The organism is Streptomyces sp. 2A115, from assembly GCF_052245575.1.
In the GTDB taxonomy this organism is placed as follows: Bacteria; Actinomycetota; Actinomycetes; order Streptomycetales; family Streptomycetaceae; genus Streptomyces.
In genome coordinates this window covers 129,373-147,771 of sequence record NZ_JBQQCG010000009.1, presented here as the reverse complement: position 1 = coordinate 147,771, position 18,399 = coordinate 129,373, and the positions used below count along the sequence as shown (strand labels likewise).

Sequence of the window (18,399 nt, the reverse complement as noted above, 5' to 3'; positions counted from 1 at the left end):
CCAGCGTTGCCGATCACTTGACGTCAGGCCGTGTACGGGTTCCGTCGCTGTGTACGACCGTCCCGTCAGGCCGCGTACGCCCCGATGAGCAGGCCCACGAACGCCCCCGCGATCAGGAAGGGGCCGAAGGGGATGGAGGTCTTGCGGCCCGCCCTCCGGATGACGATGAGCCCCATCCCGTACAGCCCCCCGAACAGGAACCCGGCGAAGGTGCCGAGCAGGACGGCCCCCCAGCCGTACCAGCCGAGGACGGCTCCCAGCCCCAGCGCGAGCTTCACATCGCCGAAGCCCATGCCGTTGGGATTGATGAGGAAGAGGACGAAGTAGCCGCCGCCGAGGGCGAGGGCTCCGTACAGCGCGGTCGGCCAGTCGCCGGCGTGTTCGGGGCCGGCCGCGGCTGCCGCGAGGAGGGCCAGGGCGGCTCCCGCGAGGGACAGGGTCAGCGCGTCCGGCAGCCGCTGCACCTTGAAGTCCACGACGGCGAGGAGTACACCGAGGGGCGCGAGCAGCAGCCAGACGCCCAGCTCGGGGCGGGTGCCGGTCGCTGCCGCCAGGGCTCCGCACACGAGGGCGGTGGCGAGGGCGACGAGGGGGGTGCTGGGGCCGTACGCACGCCCCGCACAGCGGGCCCACCCGATCCAGCCGGAGATGAGATGCCCCTCGGGACACCGCGTCTGCCAGGCCTCTTCGGGGGCGACGGAGAAACGGTAGGCGGCGCGGGGGACGAAAAGCCCGGCGGCGCCGCCCCAGAGGACGGCGCCGACGATCAACAGGAGGTCCCTGAGCTCCGGGCGGTCCAGGAGGTCGCTCATCCCACTGCGGCCACGCCGCTGCGCCAGGCCGGCAGCAGCTCGTCCAGCAACGCCTCGGTCCGCGGCGGCAGCCCCCGTGCCCCACTGCGCGTCACCAGATCCGCGGCGAGCCGCTTCAAGCGGTCGCTGTCACCGGTGGCGTGCGTGGCCCGCAGCAGCTCGTTCCACAGCCGCTCGTCGCCCGGCGCGGAGCCCAGCGCGGCGTTCAGCGCCTCGATGGCCTTCTCCGCCCGGTTCTTCTCCAGGTGGAAGGCGGACAAGGCCAGCCCGATGTCCGCGACGAGGAGCGGCAGTTGGGCGTCGATGATCTCGTGCGTGAGCCATCCGTACCGCCCGGCCGGCCGCTCGGCCAGCAAGGGCCCGCGTACCAGCACCAGCGCGTCGGTCAGCAGACGCCCGCGCACCGCACGGCTGTTGGCACCCCGGCCCTGCGTGGCCTCGTGGTACAGCGACCGCAGCACGTCCAGGTCGGACACGACGGACTTGGCGAGCTTGAGCCGCCCGGTCGTGTCGGTGCCGAGCCGCGGCGTGCCGTCCGGATCGTTGCCCAGCCACGCGCGAAGCCGCTCGACGAGCGCGTCCCGCACATCGTCCGTGACCCCACGCGGCCACAGCGCGGAGGACAGCACCCGGGGATGCACGCCTTCGCGGTGCAGCAACAGCAGCGCCAGCGCCTCGTGCAGCAGCGGGCTGCGCTCACCGTCCGGAGTGTCGAGGCCGATGATCTCGTACGGGCCCACGAGCCGCGCGTACACCGCCGGCCTGCCCTGCTCGCTGACGTCGACGAGGAACGGCGGCGTGGCGGCCGGGCGACCGTCGTCGCGTCGGCCTTCGTTCTCGGGATCGGCGTCGACGAACAGCTCGACGACGGCCCGCTGCTGGGCCACCGGCAGGAGCTGCGCGTCGAGTTCGAGCCCGAGGAGCGGCGCGAGCAGCTTGCCCTCGCTGGTGATCTCCATCTCCCAGGCGGCGCCGGGCAGATCGCCCGACTGCGTACCGACGAGGTAGCCGATGCCCAACCGGCTCGCGTCGGCGGCGAGTTCGGCGAGCTTGACGGCGTCGTCGGCGGACGGCTCGGCGGCCAGGAGTACGAGGTGCGGGGCCCAACGGGTGTGCTGGGCCGGGCCCGTACGCCCGGTGAGTACGGAATCGTGGCCGGCCGCTCCCAGCGCTCCGCGCCGCTGCCGCGTCTCGGCCTCCATGGTCTCGACGAGCGCCTCGACGTCGTCGAGGTGGCGGAGCCGGTTGGGCGCTAGGGGCGTCAGGTCCTCGCCGAAGCCGACGAGCGTGATCGTCATGCGGTCGGACCACCCGTTGGTGGCCAACTCGGCGGCGACGGAGGCGAACACGCCCGCCCGGTCCTGCTCGCGGCCGCTCAGCGACACGATGCCGGGCACGGCCTCCAGGTTGAGCAGCAGCCGCGAGTCGTCCATCGTGCCGAGGCTGACGAGGCCCGGGTACGGCGCTGCGGTGTCCACGTCCTCGTACCGCTCGGCGTCGGCCCGCGCCAGCATCCAGAACGTCTGGTCCTGCCCGAGTTGCCAGGGCGCCGGCGGCTTCCCGGCGGGCTGGGCGAGCTGAAGGTGCAGATCGCCGTTGCCGCTCATCCAGGCCGCGTACACGGTCGGCAGCGGCCGGGACTCGCCCGCGAGCGACGCGGCGAGCCCGCGCAGCGACCGGTCGAGCAGCCGTACGCCTTCGGGGTCGGCCCCCACCAGCAGCGCGTCCTGCGCGTCGGCGGCCGCACCGGTCGGCGTCGGCGGCTCCATGCCGCGCCGCCGCCCGCCGACGGAACCGAGCGCGGACTGCCACAGCGCCTGACGACGACGCCGGCCGAGGGCGCCGAGGAGGCCGGCGGCAAGGAGGGGCGCACCGAGGAGGGCTTGCGGAAGACCGAACCCGCTGTCCTCACCGGCAGGACTGGCCTCCTGCCCCTGCTGTCCCTGTTGCCCTTGCCCTTGGTCCGGGGCGGGCCGCTGCTCGGGAAGGCTGATGTGGGCGGTGTCCCGGTCGAGGGACCCCGACCCGCCGCCCCGCTGACCACTCCCCTGCTCCTGACCGCCGGCCCCGGCCCCGCTCCCGGTCTTGGCGTAGTCGGAGATCTGCTGCTGGACTTCCTGCGAAACCTTCGGGGCCTCGTCCGGCATCTCCACGAGTTCGCCGCCGCGGGCGTCGCCGGGCATCTCCATGATCCAGCCGGGCCGGATGAGGCTGGCCTCGGAAAGCTTCGAACCGTCCGGCTGCGTACGGTCCTTGTTGAGCTGGTAGATCTCCTTGTACCGCCGCCCGTCGCCGAGGTGGCGCTCGGCCACCTCCCAGAGGGAGTCGTGGTGACGCCCCTCGGGCGGCTGGATCCGGTAGAACTTCGTGTCGCCGTCGGACGCCTGGGCGCCGCTTCCGCTCTCGGCGTGGACGGCGGCGCTCGCGGCCTGTTCGGCCAGCGCGGCGGCGGCACTGGCCGACTGCTCCTGCTGCTGCCCCAACAGCCCGCCCGGCGTCTGCTGCGCCGCGGCGGCGGTGGGCCGCTGGTTCCCCTCCAACTGCTGCCCCAGCTGCGAGAGTCCCGGCGCGAAGCTCGCCGCGGTCGCCCCGACCAACAGCAACGCCGCGACGAGCTGCCGCGCGAGCAACTGGCTGGGCCCGGCACCCGGCACCCGGTTCGGCAGCCCGACACCCGACAGGGCGGCCTTCACCTCGACGAGCACGCACGCGGTGAACTGGGCCCAGGCGAACCAGACGACGACGGTCAGCACGTTGATGAACGTGCTGACGGTGATCTCCTGCTGGAGCCAGTCCAGGCTCGGCGAACCGGAGGGCAACGGCCACCCGATCTGCGTGGCCAGCGCCCCGGGCACACCGATGAGCAGCACGAGCAACGCGACGAAGGCGAAGAACGCCTTGACGAAGTCCCCGAACGTACGCCGACGCCGGGGCAGGGGCTGCGGCGTCCGATTCCTCGGACCCGGCGAGCTTCCCGTCGAGCTGGAAGTGGTGCGTCGCGCCATGGCTGGTGTCCTGGTGTCGTGTGTGGAGGGGGGTGGAGAAAGTGAGAGCGGGGGTGTGCTGAGCCTACTTAGATCCATTGAGGGTGTCGAAGGGCAGACAGAGGGCCAGACTCTTCGCCTGGACCGCTTCCTCACTCCGTGCCCCCTGGGCCCGAGTTGTCCACCCGTGTACGGGCCTTGCCGCGCCCGGATCCAGCGGCCTTCGCAACTGCCACGTCACAGATCTCACGATCCCCACACAATCCCCCATTGCCGCGCTGATGCCCTCTACTCCCCCTTGATAGCTTCGCTCTCTGTCGCACACGCCTTACACAGGGGGAGTACGCCCGTGGCCCGCCGCACCGTGACCGCCGACGCGTTCGCCGCGACCGCGGCGCTTCTGCTCGCCGCTTGCGCCGGCGGCGACCTCCCCGACGGCACCTTCGGGACCACCCAGGACATGAACGTGCAGAAGATCCAGGCCATCGACCGCTGACCGGAACCGGCCACGTACATTCAGGCGTCAAGCGTTCAAGCACAAGGCCTCGCAAGGGGAAGCGCGTGTCATACCGTCCGGCCGACTGGCACATACTCGACCTCGACCAAGACCCGACGCCGGGCGATCCGCAGCGCGTGAAGAAGCTCGCGGGCACCCTGCACGACTTCGCGGACGACGTGGCCCAGGTCCTCCGGGACATCAAGGGCATGGCGAAAGAGGACGCGGTCCTCGCCTGGGCGGGCAAGACGGCGGACGTGTTCACCGCGGAGTTCGAGGACGCCCCCGGCAAGCTGAAGAAGCTCAAGAGGTCCTACGAGCTGGCGGGCGACGCCCTGACCTCGTACTGGCCGGACCTGGAGGACGCCCAGGCGAAGGCGGACCAGGCTCTGCGCGACGGCCGCGCGGCCCGCGACGAGCTCTCCACCGCGACGACGGCGCTGACGGGCGCGAACGACTGGGTCCGTACGGCCACGGCGAAGGCCGACTCGTACGATCCCGCGAAGAACCCGGGCAAGGACGTCCCCGCGCCGGACGAGACCGAGGTCCGCCAGGCCACCAGGAACGCCACCCGCGCCCAGGAGCAGCAGGCCACCGCCCAGCGGAACGTGGACAACGCCCAGAACGCCCTGGACGCCGCGAAGAGGCTGGCCGCGCAGGCGAAGGGCCTGCGCGAGGAGGCCGCCCGTCGCACGGTGCGGAAGCTCGAAGAGGCCTCCGACGCCGGGATCCCCAACCGCCGCTGGTGGGAAGAGGTCGGCGACTGGGTCTCCGATCACTGGGACGAGATCGTCACCGTCTGCAAGTGGGTCGTGGCGATCGTCGGCATCATCGTGATGATCGTGGGCGGACCGCTGGGCTGGCTCGTCTTCGCCGCGGCTCTCGTCGTGCTGGCCGACACCATAAGAAAGATGGCCAACGGGACGGCGGGGTGGGGGGATCTGCTGTGGGCCGCCCTCGACTGCATTCCCGCGACCAAGGGCCTGACCAGCCTCGCCAAACTCGGCACGCTCTGGAAGGCGGGCGGTCTCGCGGCCCTCGGTGCCGGGGCGTTGAAGGGAATCGGCGGCGGCCTCAAGAACATGGCCAATATGGCCCGGGGGATGCGTGACGGGCTGAAGGGTATGCGTACCGCCTTCAGGTCTCTCGACGGCGCGCTCGGCTGGGGCGATTCGAAATTCCTCGGGGGCAGCGAGTTCCTGGCGAATCGGTGGATGGATGTGCGGTCGACCGTCCACCGGCTGCGGGGCGGCGAGTTCACCTCCGAGGGCGATCTCATTCTGGGCCGCTGGAATGCCGCGAACGGGCCTGGGCCACTTGGCGACATGGGCTGGAATCCCGACCACGGCCTGCAGATGGTCGATTCGTTCCGGAGCGGCAGCTATACGGAAGTGATGTCGACGACGAATCACGAGATGTACCGGGCCGTGTCCGACGGACGCGCCCTCGACGGCGACTACTGGGCCCGGGTCGAGCCCGCGGGTCCCCTGCAGACCCAGTTGGACCTCGCGCTGAAACCCGAGTGGTCCATGGCCCCCGGCGGTCACGTCACCGCTCCGCAGGCCACGCATTACGTCGCGGCCGACATCCCGGCCGGAAGCCGGTTCTTCGAAGGTCCGGCCGCACCGCAGTTCAGTACGGGGATCAGCGAGGGCGGCGGGGTCAGCATCCCCGGAAGTGTCATGGGCGGCGCGAACCAGGTCCTGTTCCCGAAGACCGGAATCGACCCGGACTGGCTCGTTCCAGGGGTCGCGCGACTGGGAGCCGGACCGTGATGGGCCGGACCGTGATGGGCCGGAGCGTGATCAGCCTCTGCCCCACCGACGTTTGCGCGGCTCCGGCGACTCCGAGGGCTCGGGCGGCGCCGGCGGTGCGGGCGGGGAATCGCGGCGTGCCCGGTCGTCCTCCGACTCGTAGTTCCAGCGTGCCCCGCGGCCGAGCTGACCGCCGAGCCAGAACCGCTGCAGGCAGTTCGTGCAGTCGAGGGTCCAGCTCACCCACTCGCCCTTGGAGAGCGACTCGGGAATCTGCCCGATACGCTCGACATACCTCGCGTCGGACAACGGGCCGGTACCATCGACGACCTCCAGTTTCCCCTCGGAAACCAGCGGGACGCAGAAATCGACCGCATACCGCATCAACTCGACAGCATTTCCCAACTCGCGTTTTACACACCACTCTCGGCACTGTCCGCAGGCCACGACTCACCTCCCCAGCAGTCATTTTGTGCACCCTATGGTAGCCCCGGGCGACAGGCGAACTCTCATGGCATTTCCAGCGAACCAGGCGGAAGAAATTCTGGCGGCCGTCGTCAACGACAACCGGCCGGTCGAGGAATTCCTCGACGCACTCACCGAGGGACAGGTCTGGGTACCGCTGCCGTCGGGCGCCGATCCGTCGGCGGGCGTCTCCCTCCCCACGGTCACCATCGACGGCTCCCCCTTCGTCCCTGTGTTCACGTCACAGGAGCAGCTGGCCAAAGGAGCCGGAGACGTCCCCCACATGGTGCCGCCCGTGCGGGACTTCGTACGGAGCCTGCCGGAGTACCTGGGCCTCGCCGTGAACATCGGCGGCGACGCGGGCATGCCGATCCGCAGCCACGGCGTGCGGTACCTGCGCGGTGAGCGCCATGTCGTACCGACCGGCTCCCGCATCCGTCTCGGCGAGCCGGCCCAGGAGCCGTCCGCGCTCCTCGAGGCCCTGGCCATCGAGTTCCTCCGCGTGCCCCCCGTCGCCGGCGCGCGCCGCGGCTGGGCCCAGATCGGTGAGGCCGCTCCCGGCCTGATCCTGGGGATCGCGCTGTCCTCGTACGACCCCGCGAACAGGGAAGCCGCGCTGGAGGCCGTCAAACGCGCCGTCACGCTCGTACCGGAGTCCTTCACGGTCGACAGCGTGTTCATGGACGACTCCACGGACTCCGTGGTCGGCTGGCTCGCCGACAACGTCGACCCCTTCTACACGAGGCCGGCCACCTCATGACCGAGCCCAGACCCACACCGGTGCCGGTGCCGGCACCGGCACCACTGCCCGTCGGCATCTCGCTCTCCGTCCCCGAATCGTGGTGGGAGTTCGACATCCGCCCGGAGGGGCGCGAGGCGACGATCCGCTCCCTCGTCGACGAGCGGGTGCGCGAGGTCCCCGAACTCGCGCCCTACCGCTCCGACTTGAGCGCCATGCTCCGCAGGATGGCCAAGGACGCCCACGACTCCGGCGCGATCTACCTGGGCTGCATGGCCGAGAACCTCGAAGGCGTACCGCTCTCCGCGACCGTCACCGTCTCCGTCCTCGGCGCCAGGAACAAGCAGGGCGTGGTCCTCTCCACCGACCCGCGCGCCATCGCCGACAGCCTGCGCGCGATCACGCCCCGCAAGGAGGGTGACGCGTGGAGGAAGGTGACGAACGTCGACATCCAGGGCGTCGGCCCGGCCGCCCGCACGTACGGCGTCGAGGACGTGCCCGTCGCGCAGGGCGACAGCCGGACCCTCCGTATGGTGCTGACCCAGACGTACATCCCCGTCCCAGGAACCACCGCCCAGGTCGTGCTCGTCTCCGGTGCCAGCCCGGTCCTGGACCTGGCGGAGGCGTTCCACGACATCTTCGACGCGGTCACAGGTACGTTCCGCTTCGTATAACCCCGTAGCCGAACAGTCCACACAGCCAAATAGCCGAACAACCGACCAGCCGACCAGCCGACCAGCCGACCAGCCGACCAGCCGACCAGCCGCAAACGTCACAGGGAGGACCCGACATGGCCAAGGGCAAGCCCGACCTCGCGCTGCCGCTCAGCGAACTCGAGGACTACGGAAGCCGACTGCGCTCCATCAAGACGCGGCTCGACCACACCAAGAAGCTCTTCGAGTCCTACAAGGACGACCTCGGCGACAACACCGTCTACGACGCCCTCGACGACTTCGAGTCCAACTGGGAGGACGGCCGTGAGGACATCACCCAGCAACTGGACGCCCTGGCGGACATGTCCGACGCCGTCGTACGCGAGTTCAAGAAGCTGGACGACGACCTGGCGAAGCAGGTCTCCGAGGGCGTGAAGAAAGAGAAGTGAAGACAGAGGAGAAGTAAGGACTCGGAGGTCACCGCCGCTCGCCGGATGCAAGGCCCGTGACAGCGGTCAGCCGACCTCGTTCTCGGCGATCGCACGCCCCCGTACCGTCACGTCCCCGCCGTAGAACATCCCCGTGAAGACCGGTGAGTACGTGAGCTGGACCTCGACCTCGACCTCGTCGGCGTTGGCGGCGACACAGTGGGTGGCGGCGATGTCGGCGCCGGTCATGCCCATCTCCTGGGCGAAGGCCTTGACGCGGGCGCCGCAGTTCTCGAAGAGGATGGGGGCCCCGCCGCCCTCGTTCTGGTACAGCTCCTCGAGGTCCACGTCCTGCGCGGCGTAACGGGCGGCCTGTTCCGCGATGTCGGCGGCACGTTCGCGTTTGGAGATGGAGAGGCCGCCGTCGATGACGAAGGCCGACAGCGACAGGAAGACCAGCGCGAAGATGATGACCGCGCCGGCGCCCGAGCCCCGGTCGTCGAGACGTACGCGGCGCGCGCCCACCCAGGCGTGCGCGGCCACCCGGATGCGCCCGCCCCAGTCCCCCTTCTCCTCCTTCTCCGCCATCTCCCCCGTCACGCCTTCCTCTTGAAGGGGTCCAGCGGCGCGGTGAACGACGCCGACAGCCTGGTCTGGACGTCCAGGCCGAGCATGGCCAGGCCCCGCACCTCGCAGCTGACCTCGACGGTGAACAGGTCGGCCTCCGCGAAGCCGGGGCTCGTCTTGTCCACGGTCACCGGACCGGCGCAGACGTCCGCCAGATCGGCGTCCGCGGCCTTCTGGGCCTCCGCCATCGCGGTGCCCACCTCCCGCTGGAGCGAGCCGGAGCGAGCCGCGTCCCGCGCCGCGCCGTCGAGCGCTCCGCGCCCGTCCACCATTTGCCCGAAGGCCACCAGCACCAGGATGAAGAGGATCATCACCGGCGCGAGGATCACCACCTCGACGGTGGACAGCCCACGGTCACCGGCGGACAGAACCTTGGCCTTGGCCTTGACCCTGGCCCTGGCCCAGGCCCAGGCCCACGTACGTACGAGAGAGCGCATCTAGTTCTCGTCCTCCGGAACAAACCGTTCCACCGGCCCCACCGACTGTGCGTGCACCGTCAGATCCAGCCCGGGAAACACCGCCGGCACCCGCGCCGTGATCTCCACCCCCACCGTGTTCTGCTCCGGCTGGAGCATCTCCACGTCCGGGGAGAGAACCAACTGCGGTCCCAGTTGCGAGATGTAGCTCTCGACCACGTCCCGTGCCTCGCCCCGCCACGCGCCGGGCGACTCGTCGGCCGTCGCGCGGGCCTTGCGGGCGCCGGCCTGTGCCGCCGCCTGGGCGACGTGGTCGGCGAAGAAGTACAGCGCGAACTGCACCGTCGCGAAGATCATGAAGAAGAGCACCGGCGTGAGCAGCACGAACTCGATCGCGGTCATGCCGGAGTCACCCCGGGCGGAGGCGGCCTCCACCCGGCGGCGTACCCAGCGTCGTACGCTCACCAGCAACCCCGTATGAGAGATGTCGGACAAGTGGGACGTGTCAGCAGGTGCTGCCCGCGTCCGCGCCCTCGATGCAGTCACCGACCTTCTCCGCGCCCGTGCTGAGCGCCTCGTTGATGATCGCGGCGACCACCCCGACGATCGCCACGACGACCGCCGAGATGATGACCCACTCCACCGCGGACGCACCCCGGTCGAGTTCGCCGGAGCGGGCACGCCGCACCCGGCTCTGGAGGAAGGTGATCAGGAAGTCCACCCCCGGGATCCCGGTGTTGAAGTTCCGTCCGTTCATGGTGAGTTGTCCTCTCGAAGACTCGAAGAATCGAAGAAGTAGTTGTCGAAGCAGGATTCGAAGCAGTAGTCCATGTCAGACCTGGAACACACGCATCGCCGCCGGGAAGATCAGGAAGACCAGGAAGCCGGCGCAGAGCAGCAGCTGCGCCACGAGCATCGACTGCGACTTCTCGCCGGCGCTGCCCTCGATCTCGGCGAGCTCGCGGTGCCGCATCGTCTCGGCGCGCGAGGCGAGCGACTCGCGCACCTTCGCGCCGTCGTCCGCGACGAGCGCCAACGAGGCCGACAGGTCCTTGAGTTCCTCGATGCCCAGCTCCTCGCCGAGCGTGCCGAGGGCCTGCCACTGGCTGATGCCGGTGATGCGGGCGTCCGCGAGCGCGTTGCGGATGCGCTGCGTCGCCCAGCCGTCGGAGACCTCGGCGGCGGCCATCAGGGCCTCCGGGAGACCACGGCCACCCGCCAGACTCATCGACACCAGGTCCAGATAGGCGCCGATCACACGCCGCAGGTCCCGGCGCTTCTCGGCCGCGTCCCGGCGTACCTCCAGGTCCGGGAGGAAGAAGAAGACGGTCGCGCAGAGCAACGCCAGCCAGATCGGGATGATCGGGCTCCTGCCGACGCCGAGCGTCCAGACGACCGCGAACAGCAAGGGCCCGAAGAACAGTCCGCCGGCCGCGAGCAGCACCTTCGTCGCGAGGAAGTTCTCCCAACTCCGGTCAAGGACCGCCAGGTCGGCCCGCAGCGACCGCAGCTCCCAGCCCTGCTGCAGATAGAACTCGGAGACGCGCCGGCCCACTCCGGTCCGTACGCTCCCGAGCCGCCCGGCGTCGGCGGTGCGGTGCGAGGACTCGTACGCGGCTCCCCGCGCCCGCATCGCGTCGATACGCGCGACCTGCGACACCGCGCTCCGCTTCGTCGGCATCAGGGCGCGTACGAGGGCGTAGATCCCGAGCCCCAGAACCGCGCCGACCACGACGGGCATGGTCAGGGTCGAGTTCATCGGCGGACCCCCTCTTCCGACTGCGGCAGCGACTGCGGCTGGGACGGCGACGGCATTCGGGGACGTACGAACTGGACCGCCGCCTCGTCCCGGACCAGGAACCGTTCCGGCGTCTCGATGGTCGACAGCTTGCGCAGCCACAGGAAGCCGAGCGCGAACAGGCCGCAGACGCAAGCGAGTACGAGCTGTCCCACCGCCGTGCCGTACGGCTCGACGAACTCGCGGTTGAAGATCGAAAGTCCGAGGACGAAGGCGACCGAGACGGCGACGACGATCTGTACGGACCGGCGGGTCGAGGCGCGCTGGGCCATCACGCGCTGCCGCATGTCGACCTCCTCGCGCGCCGACTTCGCCAGCGCCCCCAGCACCTGACGCAGCCCTGGGCCGCGCAGACGCGCGTTGAGGATCAGCGCGGCCACGATGATGTCGGCCGAGGCGTCGTTGATCTCGTCGGCGAGCTGCTGCAGCGCCTCGGGCAGGGGCGTACGGGAGCGGAGTCGGTCGACGAGGGCGTCGAGATGCGGGCGCAGGACGGGCGCCGCCGCGCGGGCGGACGCGGGGATGGCCTGCTCCAGGCCGACCGCGCCCGCGATGGTGTCGCGCAGCGACTCGGTCCAGGACGCGAGCGCCTCCACGCGGCGCATCGCGGACTTCTCCTCGGAGGCGCCGCCGAAGAGCTTGTCCCAGAAGAAGACGAGGATGGCGGCCGCTATGCCGGCCACCGCCCACCGCGTGAGCAGCAGGACGGCGATGCCGACGCCGGCCGCGATCGAGCCCCGCTGACCGGCGAACCGTACGAGCTCACTGGCCCGTTCACTCGCCTTCTGCTTCTCGTGCTCGGGTTTGGCGGGCAGTCCGCGCACCGCGACGGCGAACAGGGCGAGGCCACCGCCGACCGCGATGCCGCACGCGAGCGCGTACAGGACCGTCGTCGAGAACAGCCCGCCCATGGAGCCGAGCGAGTCGAGAGCGGCTAGAGGCATGGTCAGGTCACCCCCAGTTCCCGCCGGGCAGGCGATAGCCGTGCTGGATCAGGTCTTCGAGGCAGGCGATGGGCGCGTGCGGTACGACCCGGCCGTCCGGCGTCTCCGCGAACACCTCGCTGGACAGGACACGTCCGTCGACGCCGTTGACCTCGCGGATCGAGGTGACCACGCGCTGAAGGCGGCCGCCCGCCTGGTAGTTGTTGCGCCGCTGAACGAAGACGACGAAGTTCACCGCGCCCGCGATGAGCATCTGGCTGGCCTCGATGGGGAGCCGTTCGTTGGCCTGGAGCGCGTACGTGGAAATACGGTTGAAGACCTCGCTGGAGCTGTTGGCGTGGATCGTGGACAGCGAGCCGTCGTTGCCCTGGGACATCGCGTTCAGCATGGTCACGATCTCGTCGCCGAGGACCTCACCGACGATGACGCGGGAGGGGTTCATACGCAGCGACCGGCGGACCAACTCGGCCATGGTGATGGCGCCTTGGCCCTCCGAGTTGGGCAACCGCTCCTCGAAGGCCACCACGTTGGGGTGCAGGTCGACGAAGGTGTCGAGCCCGAGCTCCAGGGCGCGCTCGACGGTGATGAGGCGCTCGTGCGGCGGGATCTCGTTGGCGAGCGCCCGAAGCAGCGTCGTCTTACCGGCGTTGGTCGCGCCCGCGATCATGATGTTCTTGCGGGCCCGGACGGCGCAGGCGAGGAAGTGCCCCACCTCGGGCGTCAACGTCCCGTTCCCCACCAGGTCGGACATGAAGACCTTGCCCATGCGGGCGCGGCGGATGGACAGGGCGGGCCTGCGTGTCACGTCCATGACGGCGGACAGTCGCGAACCGTCGGGCAGCCGCAGGTCGAGCTGCGGGTTCGCGGAGTCGAAGGGCCGGGAGGAGAGGCCGGAGTAGGCGCCGAGGATCTGGATCAGCTCGATGAGCTCCTCGTCGTTCTCCGCGACGGGATCGCCCGTGACCTCCTCGCCGTTCGCGTAGCCGACGAAGACCTGGTCGTACCCGTTGATGTCGATGTTCTCGACCTCGGGGTTGTCGAGCAGCGGCTGCAGCCGGCCCACGCCGAAGAGGGCGGCGTGCACGGCGGCCGCGTACTGCTCCTCGGTCTCGGCGTCGAGGGGTGTGCGGCCGGAGTTGATCTCGATCCGCGCGTAGTCCTCGAGGATCTGGGCTATGACCGCTCGCGCGTAGTGCCGCTCGTCCTCGTTGGACATCGGCGTGACGCCGGAGACCTGGTCGAGGCGGCGTTGCTCGGCGATGCGGTCACCGGCGTCCTGCCGGAACCGCTTGACGAGCTGGTGGTCGACGGCGGTCATCGTCCCGCCCCCGCAGTCCTCTTCTTGTTGTTCTCACTGGCCGCGGTCATCGGCCGGCCCCCGCGGCGGACTGTCCGTTGGGTCCGGCGGCCGCCGGTACGGCCCAGGCCGCACCGAACTGCTGGTAGAGATCCGCGGTCACCTTGCGCGCCGACCGGATGAGCAGCGACTTGTCGAGCCGCCCGCGCCTGCGGCCGGCCAACTGGTCGGCGCCGGCCGGGTCGTCGGCGACCGTGCCGACGACCCGGGCACCGGTCTGGGCGTGCACCAGCATGTCGTTGACCTGGTGGAGGAGCTTGCCGGACTCGCTCGGGTCGGCGATCAGGATGACGCCGATGAGGGGCGTGCCGAGCGTGGCCGCGCCGCGCGCCCCGCCGTGCAGCTTGGTGGTGAGGGCGGCGGCCCGGTCGCGTACGCGCGCGATGGCCTCCGGCTCGGTGCGGGAGACGAGGAGTACGAGCGCGGCCTGCGAGAACATCTCGACGGCGGGCGTATCGCCGCTGATCCGGCCGCAGTCGGCGATGACGTCGGCGGGCGCGTGCGGGGAGTCGGCGAGCTGCGCGAAGGCACGGCCGAGGGTGGGCCACAGGCCCGCGAGCCCGGCGGCCTGCTCGGCGTTGCCGAGCCCGACGAGGACTTCGAGCCCGCCGCTCAACGGCTGGACGTGGTCCCAGAGTTGGTCCGGCACGAGGCCACGGCGGGCGGTGGCCGCGATGGACAGCATGCCGGTGTTGGGGTTCAGCGGCCCGCCGTGCGCGGCGGCACTGCGGTAGACGAGGTCGCCGCCGGCCGGGTCCGTCTCGGCGAGGAGGACTCGACGGGGCCAGACCGCGGCGAGGGCGACGGCCGCGGTGGTGACGCCGGGGGAGCCTTTGTCTGCGGCGAGGGCGATGAGGGCCATGGGGTGGGTGACTCTCTTGCCTTAGTTGCCGGGGACGAGGACGACGGCGACCTTGCCCGCGGCGGCGGCCGCGGTGAGGGCGGGGACGTCGGACTGGTCGACGAGGACGGTGACCGAGAGGCTGCCGGTACTGATGGTGGCGTCGTCGCCGCTGCTCGTGGTGTTGACGCGCGCGTCGTCGACGATGAGGGAGTTTCTGCTCTGCGCACCGGCCGAACTGTCGCTGCCGGAGCTGGCGTTGGAGCCGCCGCTGTCTTCGCCGACGCGGTACGCGGCGACGATGTCGCCGGGCTTCAGGCCGGACGGGTACTGGCCCTCCTTGAGAGCGACGCCTACGGAGGCCTTGCCGGCCGGGAGAGAGGCCCCCTTCGCGAACATCTGGCCGACGAGCACGCTGCCCTTGTAGATGGTCGACTTGGCCTTGTAGTTCTTGAGAGCCGCGCGCTCGGACCACTCGACGTAGTCGAGGCCCGAGTCCGCCGACACCATGACGGAGGTCACGTTGCTCTTGGTGACGGATTCTCCGGCCTGGATGTCGGTCGTCACCTTCACGACCTCAATACGATCCCCCGCGCGCAGCACCAGCATGGTCGCCCCGAGCGCACCCACGAGGATCAGCAGCACCGCAAGCGCGGCCAACGCGGGTTTGCGCTCGCGAGGCGGCGCGGGAAGGCGCTCGCCCATCGTCGGCTGAACCGGCGCAGCGGAACGGTTGTTGCCCGCCCCCGTACGCTCTTGGATCTTCACGCGACCGCTCCCCGTACACCCAAGAAGGTTTCGTCATTCTGGACACTTAGAACACCTCACCCCTCATCCGGCATACTGCCCGACCTGGCCAAATAGCCATGAGTGGAATGAGTGTCAAGTCACCGCACCGTATCAGCAGCGCATAAGCCCCTCAAGGCGTGATAGTGACCACGAGCCTCAGAGGCGCCACGCGGAGCCATCTACCGCTTGACCACTACAGCATCCGCGAGACCCCAGCCAGCACGCGCGAGCCCTTCGAAACCTGCACGCCGAAATCTCACCTCAAGAGAGCCATGATCTCTACACGTTATTCACTTCGAAGCCATCGATGGTCGGACCCAAGCGGATCCAGTCAGAACCAGGCGGACAACCACCAGCACGGCACCAGGAAGTGACAGTTGCTGAGCCTTCTCGGTAGGTCTCGCGACGATTGGTGATCTTCGGTCAGGTGGTGTGGTCGTGTTCCAACTGGAGCAGGACGAGGGCGGCTCGGGCGATGCGGGTGATGCTGCCCGGGGCGAGTTCGCCGCCTTGCGGCTCCTTGACCAGGTGGCGGAGCCCCTCCCCGGCGTTCCCGTAGCCCAGGCCGTTCGGCACGAAACCGAACACATCCGGCACTGGTCACGCCGGCGCCGCCGCCATCAACAGCGCGCCCGTCTCAGCCACTACCGCCGCCGGGGCCACCGCCCCCCATTACTGCGGCTGCAGTACCAACTAAGCGCCGAGCACGGCCGAGTACGCAGATTCGGCAATGCGGCCGGGAGCGCTGTCAGGGGAAGCCGCTTTCATGAACTCGTCGACGCTGCTGGATGTAAGTATTCGCCCGTCGTTGACGACAGTCACCGCATCAGCTTCTTCTGCCAGATCTGCGATGTCATGCGTAGACATCAACACTTGCACCTCACCGCTCAGGGAACGGATCACATCCCGGAATACCCGACGCTGCCTGGGATCCATACCTGCTGTCGGTTCATCCAGGAGTAGAAGCCCGGCATCGTGCACAAGCGCACCAGCTACACCGACCCTCCGCATCTGACCACCTGAGAGCTGGTTGGTCTTCACATTGGTCCTGTCCTGCAACTCGACGCGCTCAAGCGCTTGGACAGCGCGATCCCACGCATCCGCCTTGCTCATTCCCTTTAGCCAGCCCACGTAAGCAACGTATTCGCGCACCGTGAGTCCTGCCACCGGAGTGATTTGCTGCGGCATCCACGAGACCAACCGCCGGTACTCCTTTTTCTTGGAGTCGACACCACGAAAAGAAACCATTCCACGCTGAGGGGCGCTGACAGCCGCTGCAAGCTTCAGCATAGTTGATTTACCGGCCCCATTGGGACCCAGCAGAATCGTGAAACCTTCGGGCAGCACAAGAGACAACCCGTCCAAGATAGGGCGGCGCCAAGACCGGTACGAGTACCGGCACTCTTCGAACACAAGGGTCACAGTGATTCCTTTTGTACGGTCCGAGCCTGAACGAAAATACCCAGAAGGAATGCCAGGCATGCCCCGATCCAGGCGTGGGGCCTGTCGGAAGGCTCAGGAATTATTGTCCATGGATAAGCATCAAGGGGGGACCGAAATCCAGTCAGCATAACAACAAATATCCAGGCTGTGGGAACGAGCACCGCTGCTTCACGTAGTACAGGCCACGCAACCAGGAGCAACCCTGAAAGGAATACTGAGTTGCGGCCGGCAGTCGCGAATTCCGGTGAATCGATCAGGAAAGACAGAAGCACACCCAGCAACAATGCTCCGAGTGTTGATACCACTGACATACAGATGTCGAGACGGTTGATCGGACGAATTCCGGCTACCTCTGGCGCCGTGAGCCGCGATTCCATACACAGGCCGAGCCCGATGGTGATCACGAGCGGCACGAAAAGTGTAAGGCGGGCTTGCGCGGTGCCGGCGTCCCAGGTTGGCATCATAAACGACTGGCCATTGAGCACCAAAAGGAGCGCAGCGTACAACAGAAGCGATACAGACAGGACAAGGCGAGCACGCCGCACCTTTAGCCACCAGATCATATTCCGACCTCGCAGGCTTTGCGGGCAGTCTGTCGGTACCAGTAACCCTGATCCTCTTTCGAAAGATCGAGACCAGTGCGCGCGATATCCTCTATGTCATCAGCAACCTGTTCGTCCTCCTGTTGCGCCGAGTAGAGGATATGCAAGTCGCGTCCCAGCTGATTTTCGAAAGCACGTCGTTCATGGATGTTCTCAGCTGCCCACAGAAGAACTGCCCGTCGCACGATGGGGTCGGGGGCTGCGCAGGGGAAGCGGAGTGCGCTGCTCATCAATCGGAATCTCAAGCTGTCATCCGACAGTCCTACGACAATCTCCGTGCGCCAGGTTTCGTCATCAGACGGCTTCTGATACCTGCCGTATGCCGTACGGTCCGTAATCAACTCCGGGGAGACGTTCACGCCAACCGCGTTGAGCTGACCAATGACGGATACTGCCTGATCGCGAACTGATTGCAGATCGACATCGAATGCGACTGGCGCGCAGATCTTCGGGGCGTCTCCAAAACACTCGTCAGGTTCTGTGTGCGACACAACAGGAAGACTGGGGCCACGGTCCTGAACGGCAGCTCCTGCCCCATACATGCCGGCGATGGCAACGGCCACGGCCAGAGCAGCTCTAACCATTGACGACCCGATCGGCGACCAGAGGAGCATCGCTGCTACCGCTACGGACCCGAAAAATAGCAACGGCGGATACAAGGCGGAGAAGGACGCCAGTTCGCCGAACATCAAGGGCTCGTAATAGTTTCCCGAGACATGTCTCACCCAGTAAGATTCCATGGAAACGGAGAATGCGACGAATCCGTAAATAGAAACCGCCAGCAGCGGCGCTGCGATCAGGCGTGGCACGTACGAGCCGACTACGTACCCAATGATCGCATGAATGACGCAGAGAACGAGCTGCTGGGCAAGCGGGCGCAAACTGTCAGCAGTCGGGACTACGGCCGCTTCCACGAACGAGATCGTGACGGGGAGCAGCAGCATGATCCAGCACAGTAGCAAGACCGGCAGGATCGCGTTGAAACCCACAAAATAGCGGGACCGTACCAGCGTCGAGTCCAATATCTGTGCACGCTTGAGTCGCCCGCTCTCCCAGGCGGCCAGCGCTCCGGCTACGGCGTACGCGAATGCGCTTATGGAACCTACGGCATCCGCCACGATCGCTGGGGCATAAGACTGATCTTGCAGCCGGATAGCGGCATTATCCAGATGGTAGAAAAGCGTAAGCCCTAGCGCAAAGATCGCCATCTTGGCGGCCGTGCTCGATCTCAATGACGCTGTGAATCTCATT

21 protein-coding genes are annotated in these 18,399 nt (G+C 68.3%); 5 read left to right on the top strand and 16 right to left on the bottom strand.

The window, feature by feature from the left end; genetic code table 11:
• Positions 1–65 precede the first annotated feature (65 nt).
• The gene (locus tag ACTWQR_RS11195; protein ID WP_443226816.1) at positions 66–812 is read right to left on the bottom strand and encodes a prepilin peptidase; all 747 of its coding nucleotides are present in this window, start codon (positions 810–812) and stop codon (positions 66–68) included.
• Positions 809–3,817 (bottom strand): BTAD domain-containing putative transcriptional regulator, encoded by a 3,009-nt coding sequence (locus ACTWQR_RS11190; protein WP_443226815.1) that lies wholly within the window; start codon positions 3,815–3,817, stop codon positions 809–811. Before ACTWQR_RS11190 ends, ACTWQR_RS11195 begins: the two co-directional genes overlap by 4 nt.
• 328 nt (positions 3,818–4,145) lie before the next feature.
• On the opposite strand from ACTWQR_RS11190, the gene ACTWQR_RS11185 reads away from it, so the two are divergent.
• Positions 4,146–4,292 (top strand): hypothetical protein, encoded by a 147-nt coding sequence (locus ACTWQR_RS11185; protein WP_443226869.1) that lies wholly within the window; start codon positions 4,146–4,148, stop codon positions 4,290–4,292.
• Between the two features lie 65 nt (positions 4,293–4,357).
• Positions 4,358–6,067, top strand: a complete 1,710-nt coding sequence (locus ACTWQR_RS11180; RefSeq protein WP_443226814.1) for a putative T7SS-secreted protein — start codon at positions 4,358–4,360, stop codon at positions 6,065–6,067.
• A 30-nt stretch (positions 6,068–6,097) separates the two neighbouring features.
• Here the strand turns inward: ACTWQR_RS11180 and ACTWQR_RS11175 are convergent, their stop codons facing one another.
• Positions 6,098–6,355 (bottom strand): hypothetical protein, encoded by a 258-nt coding sequence (locus tag ACTWQR_RS11175; protein ID WP_443226813.1) that lies wholly within the window; start codon positions 6,353–6,355, stop codon positions 6,098–6,100.
• 202 nt (positions 6,356–6,557) lie between these two features.
• Between ACTWQR_RS11175 and ACTWQR_RS11170 the strand changes: the two genes are divergently transcribed.
• The 3 genes from ACTWQR_RS11170 to ACTWQR_RS11160 all read left to right on the top strand — a co-directional run bounded on the left by ACTWQR_RS11170 (position 6,558) and on the right by ACTWQR_RS11160 (position 8,352).
• Positions 6,558–7,271 (top strand): enhanced serine sensitivity protein SseB C-terminal domain-containing protein, encoded by a 714-nt coding sequence (locus ACTWQR_RS11170; protein ID WP_443226812.1) that lies wholly within the window; start codon positions 6,558–6,560, stop codon positions 7,269–7,271.
• Positions 7,268–7,924 carry a hypothetical protein gene (locus ACTWQR_RS11165; protein ID WP_443226811.1) on the top strand — a complete coding sequence of 219 codons (657 nt, stop codon included), beginning with the start codon at positions 7,268–7,270 and terminating at the stop codon, positions 7,922–7,924. Before ACTWQR_RS11170 ends, ACTWQR_RS11165 begins: the two co-directional genes overlap by 4 nt.
• A 116-nt stretch (positions 7,925–8,040) precedes the next feature.
• Positions 8,041–8,352, top strand: a complete 312-nt coding sequence (locus ACTWQR_RS11160) for a hypothetical protein (protein WP_443226810.1) — start codon at positions 8,041–8,043, stop codon at positions 8,350–8,352.
• A 66-nt stretch (positions 8,353–8,418) separates the two neighbouring features.
• Here the strand turns inward: ACTWQR_RS11160 and ACTWQR_RS11155 are convergent, their stop codons facing one another.
• The 13 genes from ACTWQR_RS11155 to ACTWQR_RS11095 all read right to left on the bottom strand — a co-directional run bounded on the left by ACTWQR_RS11155 (position 8,419) and on the right by ACTWQR_RS11095 (position 18,356).
• Complete coding sequence (locus ACTWQR_RS11155; protein WP_443226866.1) at positions 8,419–8,919, bottom strand: TadE/TadG family type IV pilus assembly protein; 501 nt, start codon at positions 8,917–8,919, stop codon at positions 8,419–8,421.
• 8 nt (positions 8,920–8,927) lie between these two features.
• On the bottom strand, positions 8,928–9,395 hold the full coding sequence (locus tag ACTWQR_RS11150) for a TadE/TadG family type IV pilus assembly protein (RefSeq protein WP_443226809.1): 468 nt from the start codon (positions 9,393–9,395) through the stop codon (positions 8,928–8,930).
• Positions 9,396–9,845, bottom strand: coding sequence for a TadE family protein (locus ACTWQR_RS11145; RefSeq protein WP_443226865.1), 450 nt, complete (start codon positions 9,843–9,845; stop codon positions 9,396–9,398).
• Between the two features lie 34 nt (positions 9,846–9,879).
• Positions 9,880–10,131 (bottom strand): hypothetical protein, encoded by a 252-nt coding sequence (locus ACTWQR_RS11140; protein ID WP_443226808.1) that lies wholly within the window; start codon positions 10,129–10,131, stop codon positions 9,880–9,882.
• A gap of 75 nt (positions 10,132–10,206) precedes the next feature.
• Positions 10,207–11,133 (bottom strand): type II secretion system F family protein, encoded by a 927-nt coding sequence (locus tag ACTWQR_RS11135; protein WP_443226807.1) that lies wholly within the window; start codon positions 11,131–11,133, stop codon positions 10,207–10,209.
• A complete protein-coding gene (locus ACTWQR_RS11130; protein WP_443226864.1) occupies positions 11,130–12,083 on the bottom strand; it encodes a type II secretion system F family protein in 954 nt (317 codons plus the stop codon). Before ACTWQR_RS11130 ends, ACTWQR_RS11135 begins: the two co-directional genes overlap by 4 nt.
• Before the next feature lie 40 nt (positions 12,084–12,123).
• A complete protein-coding gene (locus ACTWQR_RS11125) occupies positions 12,124–13,434 on the bottom strand; it encodes a CpaF family protein (protein WP_443226806.1) in 1,311 nt (436 codons plus the stop codon).
• A gap of 46 nt (positions 13,435–13,480) precedes the next feature.
• On the bottom strand, positions 13,481–14,335 hold the full coding sequence (locus ACTWQR_RS11120) for a hypothetical protein (protein WP_443226805.1): 855 nt from the start codon (positions 14,333–14,335) through the stop codon (positions 13,481–13,483).
• 21 nt (positions 14,336–14,356) lie between these two features.
• On the bottom strand, positions 14,357–15,082 hold the full coding sequence (locus ACTWQR_RS11115; protein WP_443226804.1) for a hypothetical protein: 726 nt from the start codon (positions 15,080–15,082) through the stop codon (positions 14,357–14,359).
• Positions 15,083–15,526: 444 nt separating this feature from the next.
• Entirely contained in the window at positions 15,527–15,679 is a 153-nt protein-coding gene (locus ACTWQR_RS11110; RefSeq protein ID WP_443226803.1) for a hypothetical protein, read from the bottom strand.
• Positions 15,680–15,796: 117 nt separating this feature from the next.
• On the bottom strand, positions 15,797–16,525 hold the full coding sequence (locus ACTWQR_RS11105; protein ID WP_443226802.1) for an ATP-binding cassette domain-containing protein: 729 nt from the start codon (positions 16,523–16,525) through the stop codon (positions 15,797–15,799).
• On the bottom strand, positions 16,522–17,031 hold the full coding sequence (locus tag ACTWQR_RS11100; protein WP_443226801.1) for a hypothetical protein: 510 nt from the start codon (positions 17,029–17,031) through the stop codon (positions 16,522–16,524). Before ACTWQR_RS11100 ends, ACTWQR_RS11105 begins: the two co-directional genes overlap by 4 nt.
• Positions 17,032–17,105: 74 nt before the next feature.
• Complete coding sequence (locus ACTWQR_RS11095) at positions 17,106–18,356, bottom strand: hypothetical protein (RefSeq protein WP_443226800.1); 1,251 nt, start codon at positions 18,354–18,356, stop codon at positions 17,106–17,108.
• Between the last annotated feature and the right edge of the window lie 43 nt (positions 18,357–18,399).

Excerpts from the sequence above, each read along its gene's own strand:
- ACTWQR_RS11195 (WP_443226816.1), bottom strand. The coding sequence starts at position 812 with ATGAGCGACCTCCTGGACCGCCCGGAGCTCAGGGACCTCCTGTTGATC.
- ACTWQR_RS11190 (WP_443226815.1), bottom strand. The coding sequence starts at position 3,817 with ATGGCGCGACGCACCACTTCCAGCTCGACGGGAAGCTCGCCGGGTCCG.
- ACTWQR_RS11170 (WP_443226812.1), top strand. The coding sequence starts at position 6,558 with ATGGCATTTCCAGCGAACCAGGCGGAAGAAATTCTGGCGGCCGTCGTC.
- ACTWQR_RS11165 (WP_443226811.1), top strand. The coding sequence starts at position 7,268 with ATGACCGAGCCCAGACCCACACCGGTGCCGGTGCCGGCACCGGCACCA.
- ACTWQR_RS11160 (WP_443226810.1), top strand. The coding sequence starts at position 8,041 with ATGGCCAAGGGCAAGCCCGACCTCGCGCTGCCGCTCAGCGAACTCGAG.
- ACTWQR_RS11155 (WP_443226866.1), bottom strand. The coding sequence starts at position 8,919 with ATGGCGGAGAAGGAGGAGAAGGGGGACTGGGGCGGGCGCATCCGGGTG.
- ACTWQR_RS11150 (WP_443226809.1), bottom strand. The coding sequence starts at position 9,395 with ATGCGCTCTCTCGTACGTACGTGGGCCTGGGCCTGGGCCAGGGCCAGG.
- ACTWQR_RS11140 (WP_443226808.1), bottom strand. The coding sequence starts at position 10,131 with ATGAACGGACGGAACTTCAACACCGGGATCCCGGGGGTGGACTTCCTG.
- ACTWQR_RS11135 (WP_443226807.1), bottom strand. The coding sequence starts at position 11,133 with ATGAACTCGACCCTGACCATGCCCGTCGTGGTCGGCGCGGTTCTGGGG.
- ACTWQR_RS11130 (WP_443226864.1), bottom strand. The coding sequence starts at position 12,083 with ATGGGCGGGCTGTTCTCGACGACGGTCCTGTACGCGCTCGCGTGCGGC.
- ACTWQR_RS11125 (WP_443226806.1), bottom strand. The coding sequence starts at position 13,434 with ATGACCGCCGTCGACCACCAGCTCGTCAAGCGGTTCCGGCAGGACGCC.
- ACTWQR_RS11120 (WP_443226805.1), bottom strand. The coding sequence starts at position 14,335 with ATGGCCCTCATCGCCCTCGCCGCAGACAAAGGCTCCCCCGGCGTCACC.
- ACTWQR_RS11095 (WP_443226800.1), bottom strand. The coding sequence starts at position 18,356 with ATGGCGATCTTTGCGCTAGGGCTTACGCTTTTCTACCATCTGGATAAT.